The organism is Citrobacter sp. 172116965 (assembly GCF_013458095.1).
GTDB classification, from domain to species: domain Bacteria; phylum Pseudomonadota; class Gammaproteobacteria; order Enterobacterales; family Enterobacteriaceae; genus Citrobacter; species Citrobacter braakii.
The window spans coordinates 2,913,049-2,930,787 of sequence record NZ_CP046673.1 but is presented as its reverse complement, the minus strand read 5'-3'; the positions used below and the strand labels follow the sequence as shown (position 1 = coordinate 2,930,787).

Genomic DNA, 17,739 nt, shown 5'->3' with positions numbered 1-17,739 from the left:
TTTTTGTGCCGGCTTTTGACGAACCATAGATATTTTGCGTCAAGTAAGCCTGCCAGATACGTTAAGCCGCCCGCTACACACTCCCCATTGCCAATCAATCTATCGACGAATCGGTGCATTAAACATAAACCTTCCCCGGGCTGGGTTGTTGATAAAGCCATCCCGGGCGGGATTATAGTTGTGGTCCTGAAAACCATTCATCATGATGGGATCGCCTATGCCATCCTGAATCGCCAAATGTCTGTGGATTCGGTTACGTGCCCTGAATGTGAAAGCGAAATCATCCGTCCCGCCAATGATGATGACGCCATTTCCTGCAAGAAGTGCCGCGCTTAACTCTTGCTCTCTTGCGGCCTGGTTTTGTAACGCGCTGGCTGCGGCAGACGATGACGCCAACAGCAATACGAGGACGGCGCATGAAAATACCGGTGGCAGTTTCATGATTAATACCCATTAAAAGTATGGCTATTAAAGTATAGTCTTATGTCGTCATCTCATCTGAATAGAAAATGAACAGTTTAAGCCTGTTGCCTGTACAGAGTCTAAGGGGGCGGGAGAGGAGTGCCGCGCAATTAAGAACTATAATAAAAACAGTCGACAGCTGATGACTCCAGTTTGCAGATAGTACCGATACAGGGGGCGGTTATGCGCGGCTCATTTTCTCCGCGAGTTGCGTTCACCGCTACGACATCTGGCTGGATAATAATCACGGACTCCCTGCCAAAGTGATCAGCTATGCGCCAGATGGGCAGCGATTAGAAACTGTTCTTCTGGATGCTATGGTTATTAACACCCGTTTCACCGTCAATTTTTTCACGCCTTGAGGGAGCCTGCACTATGGCTGACTATCAGTTTTCCACAATCTGGCGGGTTGAGGCTTCAGTTCAGGAGGTATGGGATGTTTTTTCCCATCCGGACAGGTGGCCTGAATGGTGGGGAAGTCTGCAACGCATCGTTGAGATAAGGAAAGGGGATTTACGGGGTATTGGGGCGTTGCATCGTTATACCTGGAAAGGGGCGCTTCCTTATCGCTTAACCTTTGATATCAATGTGTTGAAAATACGGCCTTGCACATTGCTTGAAGGACAAGCCAGCGGCGCGGTGGAAGGGCGAGGGGTATGGTCTTTTACTCCCAATGGTACAGCGACTATTGTCAGATATGACTGGAATGTGCGTACCACGATCCGCTGGATGAATTATCTCGCCCCGCTTGCAGCACCTGTATTTCGCTGGAATCACAATACGGTCATGCGCGAGGGGGCAAGAGGGTTAGCCCGCAAACTGGCAACGACTGTGTATATAGTCTGAACGTATCTCCGCTGCTGTACTTTTTTGGCTGTAAATGGCTTAATAGCGACCTTGCAGTTTCTCACTTCATTCACAGTTAACAGGTCTGTTATTGATGAATAATCTCCATCGACTCGCCTTTTTATGCCAGCCTCTGTCTGCTGTGATGATCGCGTACGGTTTCCCCTTTAGCCGTAGCTCAACTCTTACAACCTGGACAGACAGCAATGCAACGTCGTCAATTTCTCAAAAATAGCGTTCTCCTTTCCGCCGCCGGATTAGTCGGCCCTGCAGTCATTAGCCAGACGGTACGTGCCGCTGAGCCATCCGTTGCGCCAATAGCTCGTCGACGCTTTGTCTTATCTCAAACGTATAAACTTAATCCTCCTAAGGGATCGAGCGGCGTGGTGAAACTGTGGATCCCGCTACCGGTGGATACCGCGTTTCAACAAATGACGGCGCTTGCCTTTAGCGGAAACTATAAGCAGGCGTACGTCACCACCAATAATACCTACGGCGCGAAAACGCTGTTTGCCACCTGGGCTGACTCGCAGGGTGAATTGTTGGTTAACGTTGATATCGACATTGAAACCGCCGACTGGGAACCGCTGAAGCAGGACGCGCTGAAAAACTGGCAGGCACCTGAGCAGATTATTTATCCGCTGGATGTAAAACCGTATCTGTTGCCGACGGCACATACCCCAGTTGATGGACTGGTCCTGGAAACCGCGCGTAAAATCACCGGTAATGAGCAGGATCCGCTAAAAAAAGCGCGCCTGATTTACGAATGGGTCAGCAGCCATATGGAGCGTGACAACGACGTTATTGGCTGCGGCACGGGGGATGTGGCGGAGATATTAAAAAGCGGTAAGCTCAAAGGAAAATGCACCGACATGAGCTCCGTTTTTGTTGCTCTGGCGCGGGCCAGCGGTATTCCGGCGCGCGAACTGTTTGGCATCCGTCTGGGCAAGGCCATTAAGCTCGAACGTTACTCGAAAAGTGCTTTTGGCACAGCCGACAGTGCAGGCGTTGCCAATGTGAGCGGCGGTCAACACTGCCGTGCTGAGTTCTATCTGGCAGGTTACGGTTGGTTACCGTGCGATCCTGCTGACGTGACCAAAATGCGTCTGGCAGAGAAAAAAACGCATCAGGATGCCGATGTCCAGGCGGTTAACGCTTACCTGTTTGGTAACTGGGAAATGAACTGGGTTGGATTCAACTACGGACGTGATTTCGAGTTGTATCCGGCAACGGAGCAGGGGGCCATGAATAACTTTGGTTATCCTTACGCTGAAGTCGATGGTGACCCGATCAATTTTTATGATCCTAAAGCGTTCTCCTACAGCTATGTCGCCACAGAACAACGCTAAAGGTGCGGGGCTTACCCTGTTGACGGCTGCGGCCGCCGCCGTCACCGCTGGCTTATGCTGTGTTGGACCGCTACTTTACCTGCTGTTTGGTATTTCGGCGGCGAGCTTCGCCGTTTTCACCCGGTTTGAGTTTTTGCGAACTCCTCTGGTACTGCTGTCCCTGGGATTATTACTGCGTGTCTTCTGGCAGCTCTATTTTTCCAAACGGTTGTGGTGCTCCGGGTGGTTAACTCTGAAGCAAGCGCGCGTTCTCTACTGGTGCGCGCTGGCATTGATTTTGCCGGTGCTATTTTACCCAACGCTTGTTGCCTGGTTTTATGAGGTATTTGAATGAAGATCTTCGCGTTAGTTGCATGCTTGCTGTTGCCGCTGTGGGCTCAGGCGGCCAATCAAAAAGTGGTGCTGGATATACAAAATATGACCTGCTCGTTATGCGTTATTTCGGTCAATCAGGCGCTACGTGAAACCGACGGCGTGATTAAAGCAAAATCCTCTCTCAAAACCCGGCAGGCAGAAGCCATCGTGCCAGAAGGTTTCCCAACCGATACTCTACTTAACGCAGTAGCGAAAACGGGCTATACCGCAACGCTCAACCGTATTGAACAACAGTAAACCACCTGCGGGTGGTTTTATTGTGTTTTCCCGGTATGATGCCCGGCGGCTTAGTGTTCTCTTTTGTGCGTTAACTACCGGAATTCCCCTCTTTTCCTGTTAACCTGAACAGGCGGCTGCTGTAAGCCGCATATGCCCATTTATATCTGTTATCCCTCCAGCCATGTAGGATGATCACAGGCAAGATTTTTTGACTAAGGAAAAGCGTTATGAAAACGGGACCATTAAACGAGAGCGAACTGGAATGGCTGGATGATGTACTGACTAAGTACAATACGGATAAGGCTATTCTGGATGTGTCAGAACTGGATGGTTTACTGACGGCGGTACTGAGTTCACCGTATGAAATTGAACCGGAGCAGTGGCTGGTCGCTATTTGGGGCGGCGCGCAGTATGTTCCTCGCTGGTCCTCCGAAAAAGAAATGACGCGTTTCATGAACCTGGCGTTTCAACATATGGCGGATACGGCCGATCGCCTGGATGAATATCCTGAGCAGTTTGAGCCGCTGTTTGGTTTGCGTGAAATTGACGAGCATGAACTGACCATCGTTGAAGAGTGGTGTTTTGGTTATATGCGCGGCGTCGCGCTGTCGGACTGGTCCGCGTTACCAGACTCGTTAAAACCGGCGCTCGAGGCTATTGCGCTGCACGGTACGGAAGAAAACTTTGCGGTCGTTGAGAAACTGACGCCAGAAGCGTTCGAAGAGAGCGTGGATGCCATCCGCCTGGCGGCGCTGGATCTGCATGCTTACTGGATGGCGCATCCTCAGGAAACGCCGGTTAAAGTACCGGTCAAAGTGGATGCCAAGGTAGGGCGCAATGACCCTTGTCCGTGCGGTAGCGGCAAAAAATATAAGCAGTGCTGTTTGCATTAAGAAAAAGGGGCGTTAAGCCCCTTTTGTTTTAACCCACTTCCGGTAGTAATCCTGCTGCAATAGAAAACTGTACGGCTATCACCACAATGCCGCACAAAAATACCAGCGCCAGCGCCGGAGCACCCCCTGCCACGCGGTAGTTAGCCTGTGGATTCTGTTTTCTGCTCTGCCATGCCAGCATCGAGGGAATGAGCAGCGCCAGCACCGCCAGGGCAACGCCCGCATACCCCAGGGCCATGACGAAACCACGCGGATAGAACAGCGCGAATGCCAGCGGCGGCAGGAAGGTCACCACGCCGGTTTGCATTCTTCCTGCTACGGTATTGCGGCGCTGGAAGAGGTCGGCCAGGTAGTCAAATAATCCCAGTGCGACGCCGAGGAAAGAGGTTGCCAGCGCAAGGTCGGCAAACAGATGCACCGCCAGTTCGACGTGCGGCGAAGCCACGACTTCACGTAATGCTTGTAATAAACCGTTTAAACCAGCGTGGTTGGCTAACAGCCCCATGAACGTTGAGGAGTTAATACTGCCAAGCGTGGCCAGTTGCCAGAAGATATAGGCGACCAGCGGAATGGCGCTCCCGGTGATAAACACCCAACGCAGTTTACGGATGTTACCGTTCATATAGCTGACGATACTGGGGACGCTGCCGTGAAAACCGAACGAAGTGAAGATAACCGGGATTGCAGAAAGTGCCAGCCCCTGCTGAAGCGGCAACGTAAGCAGGTTTACTTTATGGATATGCGGCATTAACAGGGCCAGCATCACCACCAGGAAGATTATCTTGGCACTGAACAACAGACGGTTGAACAGATCGACCAAAGATGTGCCAACGCAAACCACGCCACCGGCAACAAAGGTGAACAGCAGTACGCCTGTTGTCGGGGAGAGCGTTGTCCCGGTCCAGTCGCTGATGCTGGAAGCCAGCAACTCACCAGCGCCACTGATATACGCCGCCGTCAGCGCGTACATTAAAAACATCATGCTAAAGCCCGTTACCCATTGTCCGTAACGACCAAGATAACGTTTTGCCAGCGTACCCAACCCGGTGTCTGCCGGTACGTGTTGATACACTTCAAGCAGCAACAGCGCGGTGTAGCACATTAGCGCCCAAAGACTCACTAACAATACCAGCGTGACGCTAAACCCCACGCCTGCCGCGGCCAGCGGCATTGCCAACATACCGGCACCAATCGTGGTTCCCGCCACGATAAAAATACTACCCAGGGTTCTGTTTTTCACGCTTTCCTCTGTCCCAGAGATAATCAACGGTTATATCTGCGGCGCAGGTTAAGGCAAAACGCTATTTTCGTCAAATCATCGTTACAATGAATGTACATTAATCTTTACGATGTTTGGCGCGTTAAGATGTATCACAAATGATATTTATCTGCGGGTAAACCTGCGTTAGCGCAAAGCAAGGCCGTGCCGTTCACATTAGGCTACGGACTTTATTGAGGAGGTAGTATGGAATCTATTCACGGTCACGAAGTGCTCAACATGATGATTGAATCTGGCGAGCAGTATTCACATGCCAGCCTTGAAGCGGCGATTACGGCACGGTTTGGCGAGCAGGCTCGTTTTCACACCTGTTCTGCGGCGGATATGTCGGCAGCCGAGCTGGTGGCGTTTTTAGCGGCGAAGGGAAAATTTATTGCAAAAGAAGACGGCTTCTCTACGCACGAAAGCAAGATCTGCCGTCACTGATTTTAGCGGGTAATGATGGCGGGTTGCCTTCATTACCCCACAACATTAATTCTGTGTATCAAGCGTAGCCAGTTCTTTATCGATGAAATAAAGACCTTCGCCACTTTTCCCTGCCAGCGATAACTTATCAATGACAGATTTAAATAATTTCTCTTCTTCATGCTGCTCGGCAACATACCATTGCAGGAAATTAAACGTCGGATAATCCTGGTGGGTCATTGCCGCGTGTGCCAGCTCATTAATTTTCTGGGTGATCAACTGCTCGTGTTCGTAAGTAACACGGAACAGTTCGTCCAGAGACGCATATTCAGCAAAGGGGGAAGGGACGGTGTTAATACACGGCAAGCTGCCGGTATCGGTCAGGTAGTCAAACAGACGCTGCATATGCGTCATCTCTTCCTGGGCGTGACGGCGCAAAAACGCGGCGGCACCTTCAAAGCTGTGATAGCTGCACCACGCGCTCATCTGTTGGTAGAGCAGAGATGAATATAATTCAAGGTTCATTTGCTCATTCAGTTGGTCGATCATTTCTGTTTTCAGCATGGTTGTGCTCCACAAACGTTATTATATATTAGCGTGGCGTCACTATAATTTGTTATTTAATTATTTGCAAAAGGTAAAATAATAAATTTATTTATTAAAAATGCGAATGGGAATAAAACGCATTAACGCTATTAAGCGGGGAATATAAATAATGAAAAGGCAGAAGACCAGCAATAATGTGCTGGTCGAAAATATTAATAATTGAAGGCAGGCGACTGGGATACCGCAACGCCGTGACACTGCCAGGCGAGCGTGATTTTGGTATTTAAGCACAGAGAACCGGCATATACGCTACAGGTTGATACCGGCTGACCAAACGCCATTGCGTTGGCATAACCCAGGCGCTGACACTCTTTGGTGGCTGTGCCTTGGGTCACGTAATCATCGGTACGCGCCGTTTGTAGCATGGCCTGGTTGTAGGTCAGGCGAACGACGCCGGTGATGGCACTGGCTTCGCTGACCTGCGCCTGTTTAGTAATAGTGCATCCTGTCAGCACGAGCGGCAAAAGGGCAAGGATAAAGGTCTTCATGTGATCGCTCTGAAAGTTCGGAGATAGGCTATCATGGCATATGTGGGGCGCATCAATGGCTTGAATAGCCCGAAGATCACCTGTGATTAATCGCAACGACGTCATTTTATTGAGGCTATTCTGAGCTGTCTCAGAAAAAATGTGAGCACCTCATTATTTTATAAAACAAAATTTCATTAAATTTGAAAGTGAGTTTGCAAAATAGTAATGTGGCCTGAATGTTATGACTTTCAGCGGGCCTCCGCAGCGCATTCAGGAGATTACAGAATGAAAATTGCATTGATGATGGAAAACAGCCAGGCAAGCAAAAATGCCATCATTCATAACGAGCTTAAAGCCGTTGCGGATGAGAAAGGTTTTCCAGTGTATAACGTTGGGATGAGCGACGAAAATGACCATCATCTGACCTACATCCATTTAGGGATTATGGCCAGCATCCTGCTCAATTCCAAAGCCGTGGATTTTGTGGTTACGGGGTGCGGTACGGGTCAGGGGGCAATGATGTCACTGAATATACATCCGGGCGTGGTGTGCGGTTACTGTCTCGATCCGGCAGACGCATTTTTGTTCTCTCAGATCAACAACGGGAATGCGCTTTCTCTGGCATTCGCCAAAGGTTTTGGCTGGGGTGCTGAGCTGAATGTGCGCTATATGTTTGAAAAAGCATTCACTGGTCGTAACGGCGAAGGGTATCCGCCAGAGCGTAAAGAGCCGCAGGTGCGTAACGCGGGTATTCTGAACCAGGTGAAAGCGGCGGTGGTAAAAGAAAACTATCTGGACACTCTGCGCGCTATCGATCCTGAACTGGTAAAAACCGCCGTATCTGGTCCGCGCTTCCAGCAGTGCTTCTTTGAAAACTGCCAGGACAAAGCGATCGAAGCGTTTGTACGCGAGATAGTTGGCTAAATCCTGTTGGCCCGGCGGTGTTCGCCTGCCGGGCTATTTGTTCTTGTTAGAAACCGCGCTTCCAGCATCATGGGCAAGCCGCAGCGTATCAACCATACCTACCAGACAAATAATCGCAATAGCGACAAAGGCCAGCCGGAAACTGATACCCGGAATATTGCCTAACGCCAGCCATTCACTCACCTCATCGCCGATACGAATTCCGATAGCGGCCAATGAAATGCCCAAGCCTACCGCTAATTGTGTTGCCGTACTGAACAGCGTATTGGCGTAGCTCATTTGTGGCCCGGGGACGTCCGCAAAGGCAAGCGTGCTGATACCGGTAAACTGAATTGAGCGGAACACGCCGCCCAGATACAACACCAACAAAATAACCCACACCGGGGTCTGCGGCGTAATTAATGCACAGGCCAACAGCGCCAGGACGTTTAGCGCACCGTTGATTAACAGCAGTTTCTTAAAGCCCAGCCAGCGTATCAACGGCGTGGTGGCAGGTTTTATCGTCAGATTGCCCACAAACACCGCCAGAACCAGCGAACCCGCGTGAAAAGCGTTCATGCCAAAACCGACCTGGAACATTAACGGCAGCAGAAATGGTACAGCGCTAATAGAGGCTCGAAATAGCGACCCGCCGTACAGGGTGACGCGAAAAGTAGGGACGCTCATAGCATCAAGACGAATCATCGGCCAGGTAGTGCGACGAAAATGATGCAGGGCAAACAGAAAGGTCACGGTTCCTAGCGCCAGCAGCCCGGCGGTTAGCCAGCCCTGCGGCTGCTGGGTTCCCAGTAACTCCATGGCATACACCAGGCTAACCATCGCAACAGAGGTCGCGATAAAACCCGCTATATCAAATGGACGGCGCTCGTCGTCATGAATATCCGGGATAAAACGTAGCGCCAGCGCGATCGCCAAAACTCCCAGCGGTACGTTAATAAAGAAGATCCAACGCCAGTTAGCATAGCTGGTAATGAATCCTCCAAGCGGTGGCCCGATGATAGGCGCGACTAATGCGGGCCAGGTCAGGGTCGCAATGGCGGTGATCAACTGATGTTTAGGCGTGGTGCGCAGTACCGCGAGACGGCCAACAGGAAACATTAGCGCGCCACCCACACCCTGTAAAATTCGCATTGCTACAAAGCTCTCAAGGCTTTCGGACAAACCGCATAAAACCGAAGCGAGAGTAAAAATCGCCAGCGCCAGGGTAAACACTTTTCGGGCGCCGAAGCGATCCGCAATCCAGCCGCTGGCGGGGATAAGCACCGCGAGGGTGATCAAGTAGGCGCTGATACCAATGTTCAGGTCTACCGCCTGTACGCCAAAGCTTTTGGCCATGTCGGGTAGGGCTGTGGCAATCACCGTGCCGTCAATAAATTCCATAAAGAAAGCCCCGGCAACAAGTAATGCTGCCGGGGAAAGACCGCGTTGGTTCTCAACCGCTAACTGTTCACTCATGTTGTGCTTGCCATCTCAAAAGAAACTGACTGGACCTTTTTTATTTTCAGCGCATTTGTAATGTGTGCGCGGCTATCGTTTCGATCGCTGAATAGGTACTATGACGACCTTTCTATAAGGAGCTCACTATGTCCCAAACATTGAATGCCGATCAGGAACTGCTCTCGGACGTTGTTGCCTGTCAGCTGGTTATCAAGCAAATTCTGGATGTTCTTGATGTTATTGCCCCGGTAGAAGTTCGGGAAAAAATGTCCAGCCAACTGAAAAACATCGATTTTTCCAGCCATCCTGCAGGGGCCGATCCGGTTACTATGCGCGCAATACAAAAAGCGGTTGCCTTGATCGAGTTGAAATTCACGCCGCAGAACGAATCCCACTAAAATAAACCGTTGTTTCAGGTTTTAGAAAGGTTTTTTTGCGCCTCGCAGAATGGGAGGCGCGTGCCAGGGAAAATCAGAGGTTGACCGGATAAGGTGCGCAGCATCGCTATCCGGCATTAACGCGATGAAAACTGAAGATTAGTGATGCTGGTAGTTAACGACGTTGAGCAAGTGCTTATCGGTTTGCGCCATGCACAACCCCGCGCGTTTGGCGCTGCGGACTTCATCAAGAATCGTCTGTAACAGCACGCCATCCTGCTGCTGCTCTTTTTCCAGATCGTGAAGAAAATCAATGGTTGGCGCATCGTTTAATGCTTCAGCTTCATTGGTTAAACGCGAGAGCTTACTCGAACGCTGCTGATATTCATCCAACGTTTTCTGAAACAATTCTTCAAGGGAACTCAGTTCATCACCCGGCACATCCATGGCCTTGACGATGGGATTAGCCCCAGCACTTTTCATAAAATTGAACATACGCATCATTTGAGTCACGTTACCTTGCGCCTGCGTGCGTAGAAACGTGGCTGTACCTGTCAGGCTATGCTCGTAGCACCATTCGCTGAGATGCAGGTAAAGATTCGAGGCGTAGAACTCGAGATTCATTTGTGTATTGAGTTTATGAACAATTCCAACTGCAGCCATATCAATATCCTTATTTCCAGAAAGGGGGGTGTACGTTACTCACGCCAGTACAGCGGGCTGCCGCTGCACTTCACCTCTACGTACAATTAAAACTGTTAGCAGAATAAATCCGTTCCGCCGGTCCTTTAGTGATCACGAATTATATTCGCTCCGATCGAGATTCAGCATAACGCTTGCCCTGGTATAAGAAAATCCTTAAATCTGCGTATTTATGTTTTTTTACATATTGTCATAACAGTATTCATGCTTCTGCTGTTTTGGCATATAGATGACATGAATGTAAGGGGTTGAAATTTATGTCATTAAATGATTTTCATGATAATGAAATGGTGTTTCATATCACAAAATTAAATTCCACAATAAGGTATTGTCTGGCATCTGATGATTATCTGCCCAAGTTGAAAGGCAATTTCACGATCGGGATGGAGTAGTACAAATTATCTGATGGCTAATTTTTTGCGCCAGATCAGTTTTAATCAAATTGAGAAATTTAACAGTCTGCACTGGTCGTCATTAATTATTTCGTTTATGTGGATTAAGCAAGGAGTTACATATGAAGAAGGTTGCGGTGCTGCTGGCACCCGGTTTTGAAGAGGCGGAGGCGATTGTTACCCTTGATATTCTGCGTCGCCTGAATATCGAAGTCGAAACCCTGGCCTGCGCAGAGTCACGTGCGGTGGTGAGTTATCATGACGTACCGATGGTGATGGATAGCACGCTGGCCGCGCGCCAGACATATCTCTACGATGCCGTCGTATTGCCAGGCGGGCCGCAGGGCAGCGTTAATCTTGCCGCCAGTGAGGCGGTCATCCAGTTTGTATCCCGTCATGATCAGGCAGGAAAGCTCATTTGCCCGGTATGTTCTGCGGCCGCGCGCGTGTTGGGCGGCAACAGTCTGCTGAAGGGGCGTCGCTATGTTTGCTCAGGAGATCTGTGGCAAAACGTCACGGAAGGGGAATATATCGATGCGCCGGTTGTTGAAGATGGCAATCTGATTAGCGGCAAAGGATTAGGGCATATTTTCGATTTTGCGTTGACGCTTGCGGCGCGCCTGCTGGGAGATGACATTCCGGTTCGCGATCACGCTGACCACATTTATTACCGATGGTAATCATGTTCCCGAATGCTTCGGTATTCGGGAACAAGGATTCGTTAGCTGATGTTATGGATTAATCTGCTATCCCTCTTTTTTCCCGTCGACAAAACCGCGTTTTTTTATGTCATTTCCCGCTGAATTTATGTACGCAATTACTGTAATTCTGTGGTGTGATGCCGCTCTCTTATGGAGAATCAATTTCCCGCTAAAACTACTCTCAGCACTGGCATTGATCTTATCACTAAAAGGTAATGCCTTGTTTTACGTCCGAATTACAAAAAATCGTCTGATTTTACCCTACATAAAAGAACGTTAAAGCTGGAGTTAACCATGCACAAATTCACTAAAGCGCTGGCTGCCATCGGTCTGGCTGCCATTATGTCACAATCCGCTATCGCTGAATCCATGAAGCTCGGTTTCCTGGTCAAACAACCGGAAGAACCGTGGTTCCAGACTGAATGGAAATTTGCCGATAAAGCCGGTAAAGACCTTGGCTTTGAGGTGATTAAAATTGCCGTCCCGGATGGTGAGAAGACCCTTAACGCCATCGACAGCCTGGCTGCAAGTGGCGCAAAAGGGTTTGTGATTTGTACGCCGGACCCCAAACTCGGGCCTGCCATTATGGCCAAGGCGCGTGGCTACGATATGAAAGTCATTGCCGTCGATGACCAGTTTGCTAACGCCAAAGGTAAGCCGATGGATACCGTGCCGCTGGTGATGATGGCTGCAACCAAAATTGGTGAGCGCCAGGGCCAGGAGCTGTATAAGGAGATGCAAAAGCGCGGTTGGGATGTGAAATCCACAGCCGTAATGGCCATTACCGCGAATGAACTCGATACCGCGCGTCGCCGTACATCGGGTTCAATGGAAGCGCTTAAAGCCGCTGGCTTCCCGGAAAAACAGATCTACCAGGTCCCCACTAAATCGAATGATATCCCCGGGGCATTCGATGCCGCTAACTCCATGCTGGTTCAGCACCCTGAAGTCAAACACTGGCTGATTGTCGGCATGAACGACAACACCGTGCTGGGCGGCGTACGTGCGACCGAAGGGCAGGGCTTCAAAGCGCCGAATGTGATTGGTATCGGCATCAACGGCGTTGATGCCGTGAGCGAACTCTCCAAAGGCGAAGCGACCGGGTTCTACGGTTCACTCCTGCCAAGCCCGGACGTTCACGGCTACAAATCAAGTGAGATGCTCTACAACTGGGTAACGAAAGGTGCAGAGCCACCAGCGTTTACTGAAGTGACGGATGTGGTGCTGATTACCCGCGATAACTTTAAAGAAGAACTGGCGAAGAAAGGCTTAGGCGGTAAATAACACAAATGCCGGATGCGATGCCAACGCGTCTTATCCGGCCTACGAATTGCGTACTCAGTAGGCTGGATAAGGCAAAACCGCTATCCGGCATAAAGATCTGACTCACGGAGACGTTATGCAACAGTCTACCCCGTATCTCTCATTTCGCGGCATTGGCAAAACGTTCCCCGGCGTTAAAGCGCTCACGGATATCAGTTTCGACTGCTATGCCGGTCAGGTGCATGCGCTGATGGGCGAAAATGGCGCCGGGAAATCAACACTATTAAAAATTCTCAGCGGTAACTATGCGCCAACGACGGGATCTTTGGCGATCCGTGGACAAGAGGTTTCGTTTGCGGACACCAATGCCGCGCTGAACGCCGGTGTTGCCATTATTTACCAGGAGCTGCATCTCGTCCCGGAAATGACCGTTGCCGAGAATATTTATTTAGGGCAGATGCCGCACAAAGGCGGGATTGTGAACCGCTCGCTGCTGAACTATGAAGCGGGGCTTCAGCTCAAGCATCTGGGCATGGATATCGATCCCGATACGCCGTTGAAATACCTCTCCATTGGTCAATGGCAGATGGTGGAGATTGCGAAAGCGCTGGCGCGCAACGCCAAAATTATCGCGTTTGATGAACCGACCAGCTCCCTTTCAGCGCGCGAGATTGAGAATCTGTTTCGCGTCATCCGTGAGCTACGCAACGAAGGGCGCATCATCCTGTACGTTTCGCACCGTATGGAGGAGATCTTTGCCCTTAGCGATGCCATCACCGTGTTTAAAGATGGTCATTACGTCAAAACGTTCACGGATATGCAGCAGGTCGATCACGACGCGCTGGTGCAGGCGATGGTCGGGCGCGACCTCGGTGATATTTATGGCTGGAAATCCAGACCTTATGGTGCAGAGCGCCTGCGTTTGCATGAAGTCAAAGCCCCAGGCGTGCGTACCCCGATCAGTTTATCAGTGCGCAGTGGTGAAATTGTCGGATTGTTTGGACTGGTGGGCGCCGGACGTAGCGAATTAATGAAAGGTCTGTTTGGCGGCACGCGTATCACGGCAGGCCAGGTGTTTATCGATGAACAGCCTATTGATATCCGTAAACCGAGCCACGCCATAGAAGCGGGGATGATGCTGTGCCCGGAAGATCGCAAGGCTGAAGGGATCATTCCGGTCCATTCGGTACGTAACAACATCAACATCAGTGCCCGTCGTAAACATGTTCTGGGCGGATGCGTGATCAACAACGGCTGGGAAGAGACCAATGCCGATCACCATATTCGCTCACTCAATATTAAAACGCCGGGCGCGGAGCAACTGATTATGAACCTCTCCGGCGGTAATCAACAGAAGGCTATTCTCGGCCGTTGGTTATCGGAAGAGATGAAAGTGATTTTGCTGGACGAACCTACACGCGGTATTGATGTGGGTGCCAAGCATGAAATTTATAACGTGATTTATGCCCTCGCGGCGCGCGGCGTGGCCGTGCTGTTTGCTTCCAGCGATCTGCCAGAAGTGCTCGGTGTCGCCGACCGTATCGTGGTGATGAGAGAAGGCGAAATTGCCGGTGAGTTACTTCATGAACAGTCGGATGAGCGCCAGGCGTTAAGCCTTGCTATGCCAAAAGTTAGCCAGGCTGTAGCCTGAATAAGGAGAGAATGATGTCTTCCGTTTCAACATCGGGTTCAGGTGCTGCAAAGTCGGCGCTAAATCTTGGTCGCATTTGGGATCAATACGGGATGCTGGTCGTGTTCGCCGCGCTGTTCCTGGTTTGTTCCCTCTTTGTGCCTAACTTTGCCACTTTCATCAACATGAAGGGGCTGGGGCTGGCGGTATCGATGTCGGGTATGGTCGCGTGTGGGATGCTGTTTTGCCTGGCATCCGGTGACTTCGACCTGTCCGTTGCCTCCGTGATTGCCTGCGCCGGGGTCACTACAGCCGTGGTCATTAATATGACCGAAAGCCTGTGGATTGGCGTGGCTGCCGGGCTACTGCTCGGTATTCTATGTGGTCTGGTGAATGGGTTCGTGATTGCGCGGCTGAAAATTAACGCCCTGATCACGACCCTTGCGACGATGCAGATTGTGCGTGGTCTGGCCTACATTATTTCCGACGGTAAGGCGGTAGGGATTGAAGACGAGCGCTTCTTCACTCTCGGCTACGCCAACTGGTTTGGTCTGCCGGCACCTATCTGGATCACGGTCGTCTGTTTCATCGTTTTTGGCTTACTGCTCAATAAAACCACGTTTGGTCGTAACACGCTGGCCATTGGGGGGAATGAAGAGGCGGCACGTCTGGCTGGGGTTCCGGTCGTTCGTACCAAAATTATTATCTTTATTCTGTCCGGGCTGGTATCCGCCATCGCCGGGATTATCCTCGCATCACGTATGACCAGCGGCCAGCCAATGACCTCAATCGGCTATGAGCTGATCGTGATTTCCGCGTGCGTGTTAGGGGGCGTTTCGCTTAAAGGCGGCATCGGAAAAATCTCATATGTGGTAGCCGGGGTGTTGATTCTGGGAACGGTTGAGAATGCAATGAACCTGCTGAACATCTCTCCGTTCGCACAGTATGTCGTACGTGGTCTGATCCTGCTGGCGGCGGTGATCTTCGACCGTTACAAGCAAAAAGCGAAGCGTACTGTTTGATGATTTTAACCCCAACTTTTTAGTCTAGCTTTAGCTCATCGCCAGCCGCTACCCGGCTGGCGATTGTTTTTCCAAATGGCGAGCATGGTCACACTGTCTATACTTATATCCGTCATACATCATATATACGGCGCGATCCGCGCGGCGTACAGACCATGATGAGGAGGATAACCGGGTGACAGCATCACTGATCTTACCCCCTGAAAAATCTGCAAGCTGTGCTTATTTTTTTGATCTCGATGGGACACTGGCTGAGATCAAACCTTATCCAGACCAGGTCGTTGTCCCTCAGACAATCCTGCAGTTATTACATCAGTTGGCGACGCATAATGCGGGTGCGCTGGCATTGATTTCAGGGCGCTCGATGGCTGAGCTTGACGCGCTTACCACTCCCTTTCGTTTTCCGCTCGCCGGAGTGCATGGGGCAGAGCGCCGTGACATCAATGGTCAAACTCATATAGTGCGCCTGGCTGCGGCAATAGAGCGCGAAGCAGGAGAGCTATTAAGTACCGCCTTGGCGACGATGCCGGGTACAACGCTTGAAGCAAAAGGGATGGCGTTCGCACTGCACTATCGCCAGGCCCCGGAACATGAAGCGGCGCTAATTAATCTGGCTGAGCGTATCACGCACAGATGGCCGCAGTTGGCTTTACAGCACGGAAAATGCGTTGTGGAGATAAAACCAAAGGGTACGAACAAAGGCGACGCAATTGCCGCATTTATGCAGGAAGCACCTTTTGCCGGACGGATCCCCGTTTTTTTTGGTGACGATTTGACGGACGAAACAGGATTTGGCGTGGTTAATCGCGCTGGGGGCATTTCCGTGAAGGTGGGGAATGGAGCGACGCAGGCGACATGGCGTCTGGATGGCGTGAGTGATGTCTGGCACTGGCTGGAACAAATTAACTCTTCGCAGCAAGAATCGAAAGCAACGAATAACAGAAGAGGTGGCTATGAGTCGTTTAGTCGTAGTATCTAATCGTATCGCCTCACCCGATGACAAAGGGAGCGCAGGTGGGCTTGCCGTCGGTGTGCTGGGCGCGTTGAAGGCTGCTGGTGGCCTGTGGTTTGGCTGGAGTGGCGACACGGGTAATGAGGACAAACCATTAAAAAAAGTCACGCGTGGCAACATTACCTGGGCTTCGTTTAATTTGAGTGAACAGGATTACGAAGAGTATTACTGCCAGTTTTCTAATGCGGTTTTATGGCCTGCATTTCATTATCGCCTCGATTTGGTGCAGTTTCAGCGTCCTGCATGGGAGGGCTATCAGCGGGTGAATGCCTTGCTGGTAGATAAACTGCTGCCGCTGCTCAACGATGACGACATAATCTGGGTTCATGATTACCATCTGTTGCCGTTTGCCAGCGAACTGCGTAAACGGGGCGTGAATAACCGTATCGGTTTTTTCCTGCACATCCCTTTTCCGACGCCGGAAATCTTTAATGCCTTACCCCCACATCAGACGCTACTTGAGCAGATGTGCGATTTTGATTTACTCGGTTTCCAGACCGAGAACGATCGTCAGGCTTTTCTGGATTGTCTGGCAGCCCAGACTCAGGTAACCACTCAGAGCGAGCAGCGCCACCGCGCATGGGGAAAAGCGTTTCGTACCCAGGTGTATCCCATCGGTATTGAGCCGGATGAGATCGCCCGCCAGGCTTCAGGACCTTTGCCGCCGAAGCTGGCGCAACTGAAAGCAGAACTCAAAAATGTGCAGAATATCTTCTCCGTTGAGCGTCTGGATTATTCTAAAGGTTTGCCGGAGCGCTTTCAGGCCTATGAGGCTCTGCTGGAACACTATCCGCAGCACCACGGTAAAATTCGCTACACCCAGATAGCGCCAACTTCGCGTGAAGAGGTGCAGGCCTACCAGGATATTCGGCACCAACTGGAGACTGAAGCGGGGAGGATTAACGGTAAATATGGGCAGTTGGGCTGGACGCCGCTCTATTATTTGAACCAGTACTTTGATCGTAAATTGCTGATGAAAATCTTCCGCTACTCTGATGTAGGGCTGGTGACGCCGCTGCGAGATGGTATGAACCTGGTTGCGAAAGAATTCGTGGCCGCGCAGGATCCCGCCAACCCCGGCGTGCTGGTGTTATCGCAATTTGCCGGGGCCGCGAATGAGCTAACTGCCGCGCTTATTGTTAATCCTTATGACCGCGACGAAGTGGCTGGCGCATTAAACCAGGCTCTGACGATGCCGCTTGCTGAGCGTATCTCCCGCCACGCTGAGATGCTCGAAACTATCATTAAAAACGATATCGACAACTGGCAGGCGAGGTTCATTTGCGATCTGGAAAAAGTCATCCCACGTCAGAGTAAACAGCCATTGCCAGACAACGTTTCTCCCTGCACTAAACTGGCGTAACGCTCAGAAAAC

Annotated in this window: 20 protein-coding genes; 14 read left to right on the top strand and 6 right to left on the bottom strand. The window is 50.8% G+C overall.

The features are described 5' to 3' along the window. Positions 1–99 precede the first annotated feature (99 nt). Complete coding sequence (locus GPJ68_RS14255) at positions 100–441, bottom strand: hypothetical protein (RefSeq protein WP_049040545.1); 342 nt, start codon at positions 439–441, stop codon at positions 100–102. A 396-nt stretch (positions 442–837) separates the two neighbouring features. On the opposite strand from GPJ68_RS14255, the gene GPJ68_RS14250 reads away from it, so the two are divergent. The 5 genes from GPJ68_RS14250 to GPJ68_RS14230 all read left to right on the top strand — a co-directional run bounded on the left by GPJ68_RS14250 (position 838) and on the right by GPJ68_RS14230 (position 4,144). Next, positions 838–1,308, top strand: a complete 471-nt coding sequence (locus GPJ68_RS14250) for an SRPBCC family protein (RefSeq protein WP_104651445.1) — start codon at positions 838–840, stop codon at positions 1,306–1,308. Between the two features lie 206 nt (positions 1,309–1,514). Beyond that, positions 1,515–2,657: a transglutaminase-like domain-containing protein gene (locus tag GPJ68_RS14245; protein ID WP_104651444.1), complete on the top strand. Its 1,143-nt coding sequence runs from the start codon at positions 1,515–1,517 to the stop codon at positions 2,655–2,657. Then, positions 2,635–2,991 carry a mercuric transporter MerT family protein gene (locus GPJ68_RS14240; RefSeq protein WP_104651443.1) on the top strand — a complete coding sequence of 119 codons (357 nt, stop codon included), beginning with the start codon at positions 2,635–2,637 and terminating at the stop codon, positions 2,989–2,991. The genes GPJ68_RS14245 and GPJ68_RS14240 overlap by 23 nt, the downstream gene beginning before the upstream one ends. Further along, positions 2,988–3,269, top strand: coding sequence for a heavy-metal-associated domain-containing protein (locus tag GPJ68_RS14235; RefSeq protein WP_016153460.1), 282 nt, complete (start codon positions 2,988–2,990; stop codon positions 3,267–3,269). The genes GPJ68_RS14240 and GPJ68_RS14235 overlap by 4 nt, the downstream gene beginning before the upstream one ends. Before the next feature lie 209 nt (positions 3,270–3,478). Further along, positions 3,479–4,144: a YecA family protein gene (locus tag GPJ68_RS14230; RefSeq protein WP_079939953.1), complete on the top strand. Its 666-nt coding sequence runs from the start codon at positions 3,479–3,481 to the stop codon at positions 4,142–4,144. Between the two features lie 28 nt (positions 4,145–4,172). Here the strand turns inward: GPJ68_RS14230 and tyrP are convergent, their stop codons facing one another. Continuing rightward, entirely contained in the window at positions 4,173–5,384 is a 1,212-nt protein-coding gene (gene tyrP, locus GPJ68_RS14225) for a tyrosine transporter TyrP (RefSeq protein WP_016153458.1), read from the bottom strand. 225 nt (positions 5,385–5,609) lie between these two features. Here tyrP and GPJ68_RS14220 point away from each other — a divergent pair, with 225 nt between their 5' ends. After that, on the top strand, positions 5,610–5,849 hold the full coding sequence (locus GPJ68_RS14220; RefSeq protein WP_019077055.1) for a YecH family metal-binding protein: 240 nt from the start codon (positions 5,610–5,612) through the stop codon (positions 5,847–5,849). Between the two features lie 45 nt (positions 5,850–5,894). On the opposite strand, the gene ftnA is transcribed toward GPJ68_RS14220, so the two are convergent. Together ftnA and GPJ68_RS14210 are read right to left on the bottom strand one after the other, a co-directional pair. Then, positions 5,895–6,392 (bottom strand): non-heme ferritin, encoded by a 498-nt coding sequence (ftnA, locus tag GPJ68_RS14215; protein WP_016153456.1) that lies wholly within the window; start codon positions 6,390–6,392, stop codon positions 5,895–5,897. A 194-nt stretch (positions 6,393–6,586) separates the two neighbouring features. Further along, entirely contained in the window at positions 6,587–6,922 is a 336-nt protein-coding gene (locus GPJ68_RS14210; RefSeq protein ID WP_016153455.1) for a YecR-like lipofamily protein, read from the bottom strand. A gap of 267 nt (positions 6,923–7,189) precedes the next feature. Here GPJ68_RS14210 and GPJ68_RS14205 point away from each other — a divergent pair, with 267 nt between their 5' ends. After that, positions 7,190–7,828, top strand: a complete 639-nt coding sequence (locus GPJ68_RS14205) for an RpiB/LacA/LacB family sugar-phosphate isomerase (RefSeq protein ID WP_016153454.1) — start codon at positions 7,190–7,192, stop codon at positions 7,826–7,828. Positions 7,829–7,861: 33 nt separating this feature from the next. Here GPJ68_RS14205 and GPJ68_RS14200 read toward each other — a convergent pair whose 3' ends face one another. Continuing rightward, a complete protein-coding gene (locus GPJ68_RS14200) occupies positions 7,862–9,283 on the bottom strand; it encodes an MFS transporter (RefSeq protein ID WP_172860488.1) in 1,422 nt (473 codons plus the stop codon). A 128-nt stretch (positions 9,284–9,411) separates the two neighbouring features. Here GPJ68_RS14200 and GPJ68_RS14195 point away from each other — a divergent pair, with 128 nt between their 5' ends. Next, on the top strand, positions 9,412–9,663 hold the full coding sequence (locus GPJ68_RS14195) for a DUF2766 family protein (protein WP_016153452.1): 252 nt from the start codon (positions 9,412–9,414) through the stop codon (positions 9,661–9,663). Between the two features lie 138 nt (positions 9,664–9,801). Here the strand turns inward: GPJ68_RS14195 and GPJ68_RS14190 are convergent, their stop codons facing one another. Continuing rightward, the gene (locus GPJ68_RS14190; RefSeq protein ID WP_016153451.1) at positions 9,802–10,305 is read right to left on the bottom strand and encodes a non-heme ferritin-like protein; all 504 of its coding nucleotides are present in this window, start codon (positions 10,303–10,305) and stop codon (positions 9,802–9,804) included. A 553-nt stretch (positions 10,306–10,858) separates the two neighbouring features. On the opposite strand from GPJ68_RS14190, the gene GPJ68_RS14185 reads away from it, so the two are divergent. The 6 genes from GPJ68_RS14185 to otsA all read left to right on the top strand — a co-directional run bounded on the left by GPJ68_RS14185 (position 10,859) and on the right by otsA (position 17,727). Continuing rightward, positions 10,859–11,416 carry a DJ-1/PfpI family protein gene (locus GPJ68_RS14185; RefSeq protein WP_095715343.1) on the top strand — a complete coding sequence of 186 codons (558 nt, stop codon included), beginning with the start codon at positions 10,859–10,861 and terminating at the stop codon, positions 11,414–11,416. A gap of 315 nt (positions 11,417–11,731) precedes the next feature. Further along, positions 11,732–12,721, top strand: coding sequence for an arabinose ABC transporter substrate-binding protein (locus GPJ68_RS14180; protein WP_003034602.1), 990 nt, complete (start codon positions 11,732–11,734; stop codon positions 12,719–12,721). 115 nt (positions 12,722–12,836) lie between these two features. Then, positions 12,837–14,351 carry an arabinose ABC transporter ATP-binding protein AraG gene (araG, locus tag GPJ68_RS14175; protein WP_104651440.1) on the top strand — a complete coding sequence of 505 codons (1,515 nt, stop codon included), beginning with the start codon at positions 12,837–12,839 and terminating at the stop codon, positions 14,349–14,351. 14 nt (positions 14,352–14,365) lie between these two features. Beyond that, complete coding sequence (gene araH, locus GPJ68_RS14170) at positions 14,366–15,352, top strand: L-arabinose ABC transporter permease AraH (protein ID WP_016153448.1); 987 nt, start codon at positions 14,366–14,368, stop codon at positions 15,350–15,352. A gap of 175 nt (positions 15,353–15,527) precedes the next feature. Next, positions 15,528–16,331: a trehalose-phosphatase gene (gene otsB / locus GPJ68_RS14165; RefSeq protein ID WP_172860487.1), complete on the top strand. Its 804-nt coding sequence runs from the start codon at positions 15,528–15,530 to the stop codon at positions 16,329–16,331. Further along, on the top strand, positions 16,306–17,727 hold the full coding sequence (gene otsA / locus GPJ68_RS14160) for an alpha,alpha-trehalose-phosphate synthase (RefSeq protein WP_172860486.1): 1,422 nt from the start codon (positions 16,306–16,308) through the stop codon (positions 17,725–17,727). Before otsB ends, otsA begins: the two co-directional genes overlap by 26 nt. Positions 17,728–17,739: the final 12 nt, after the last annotated feature.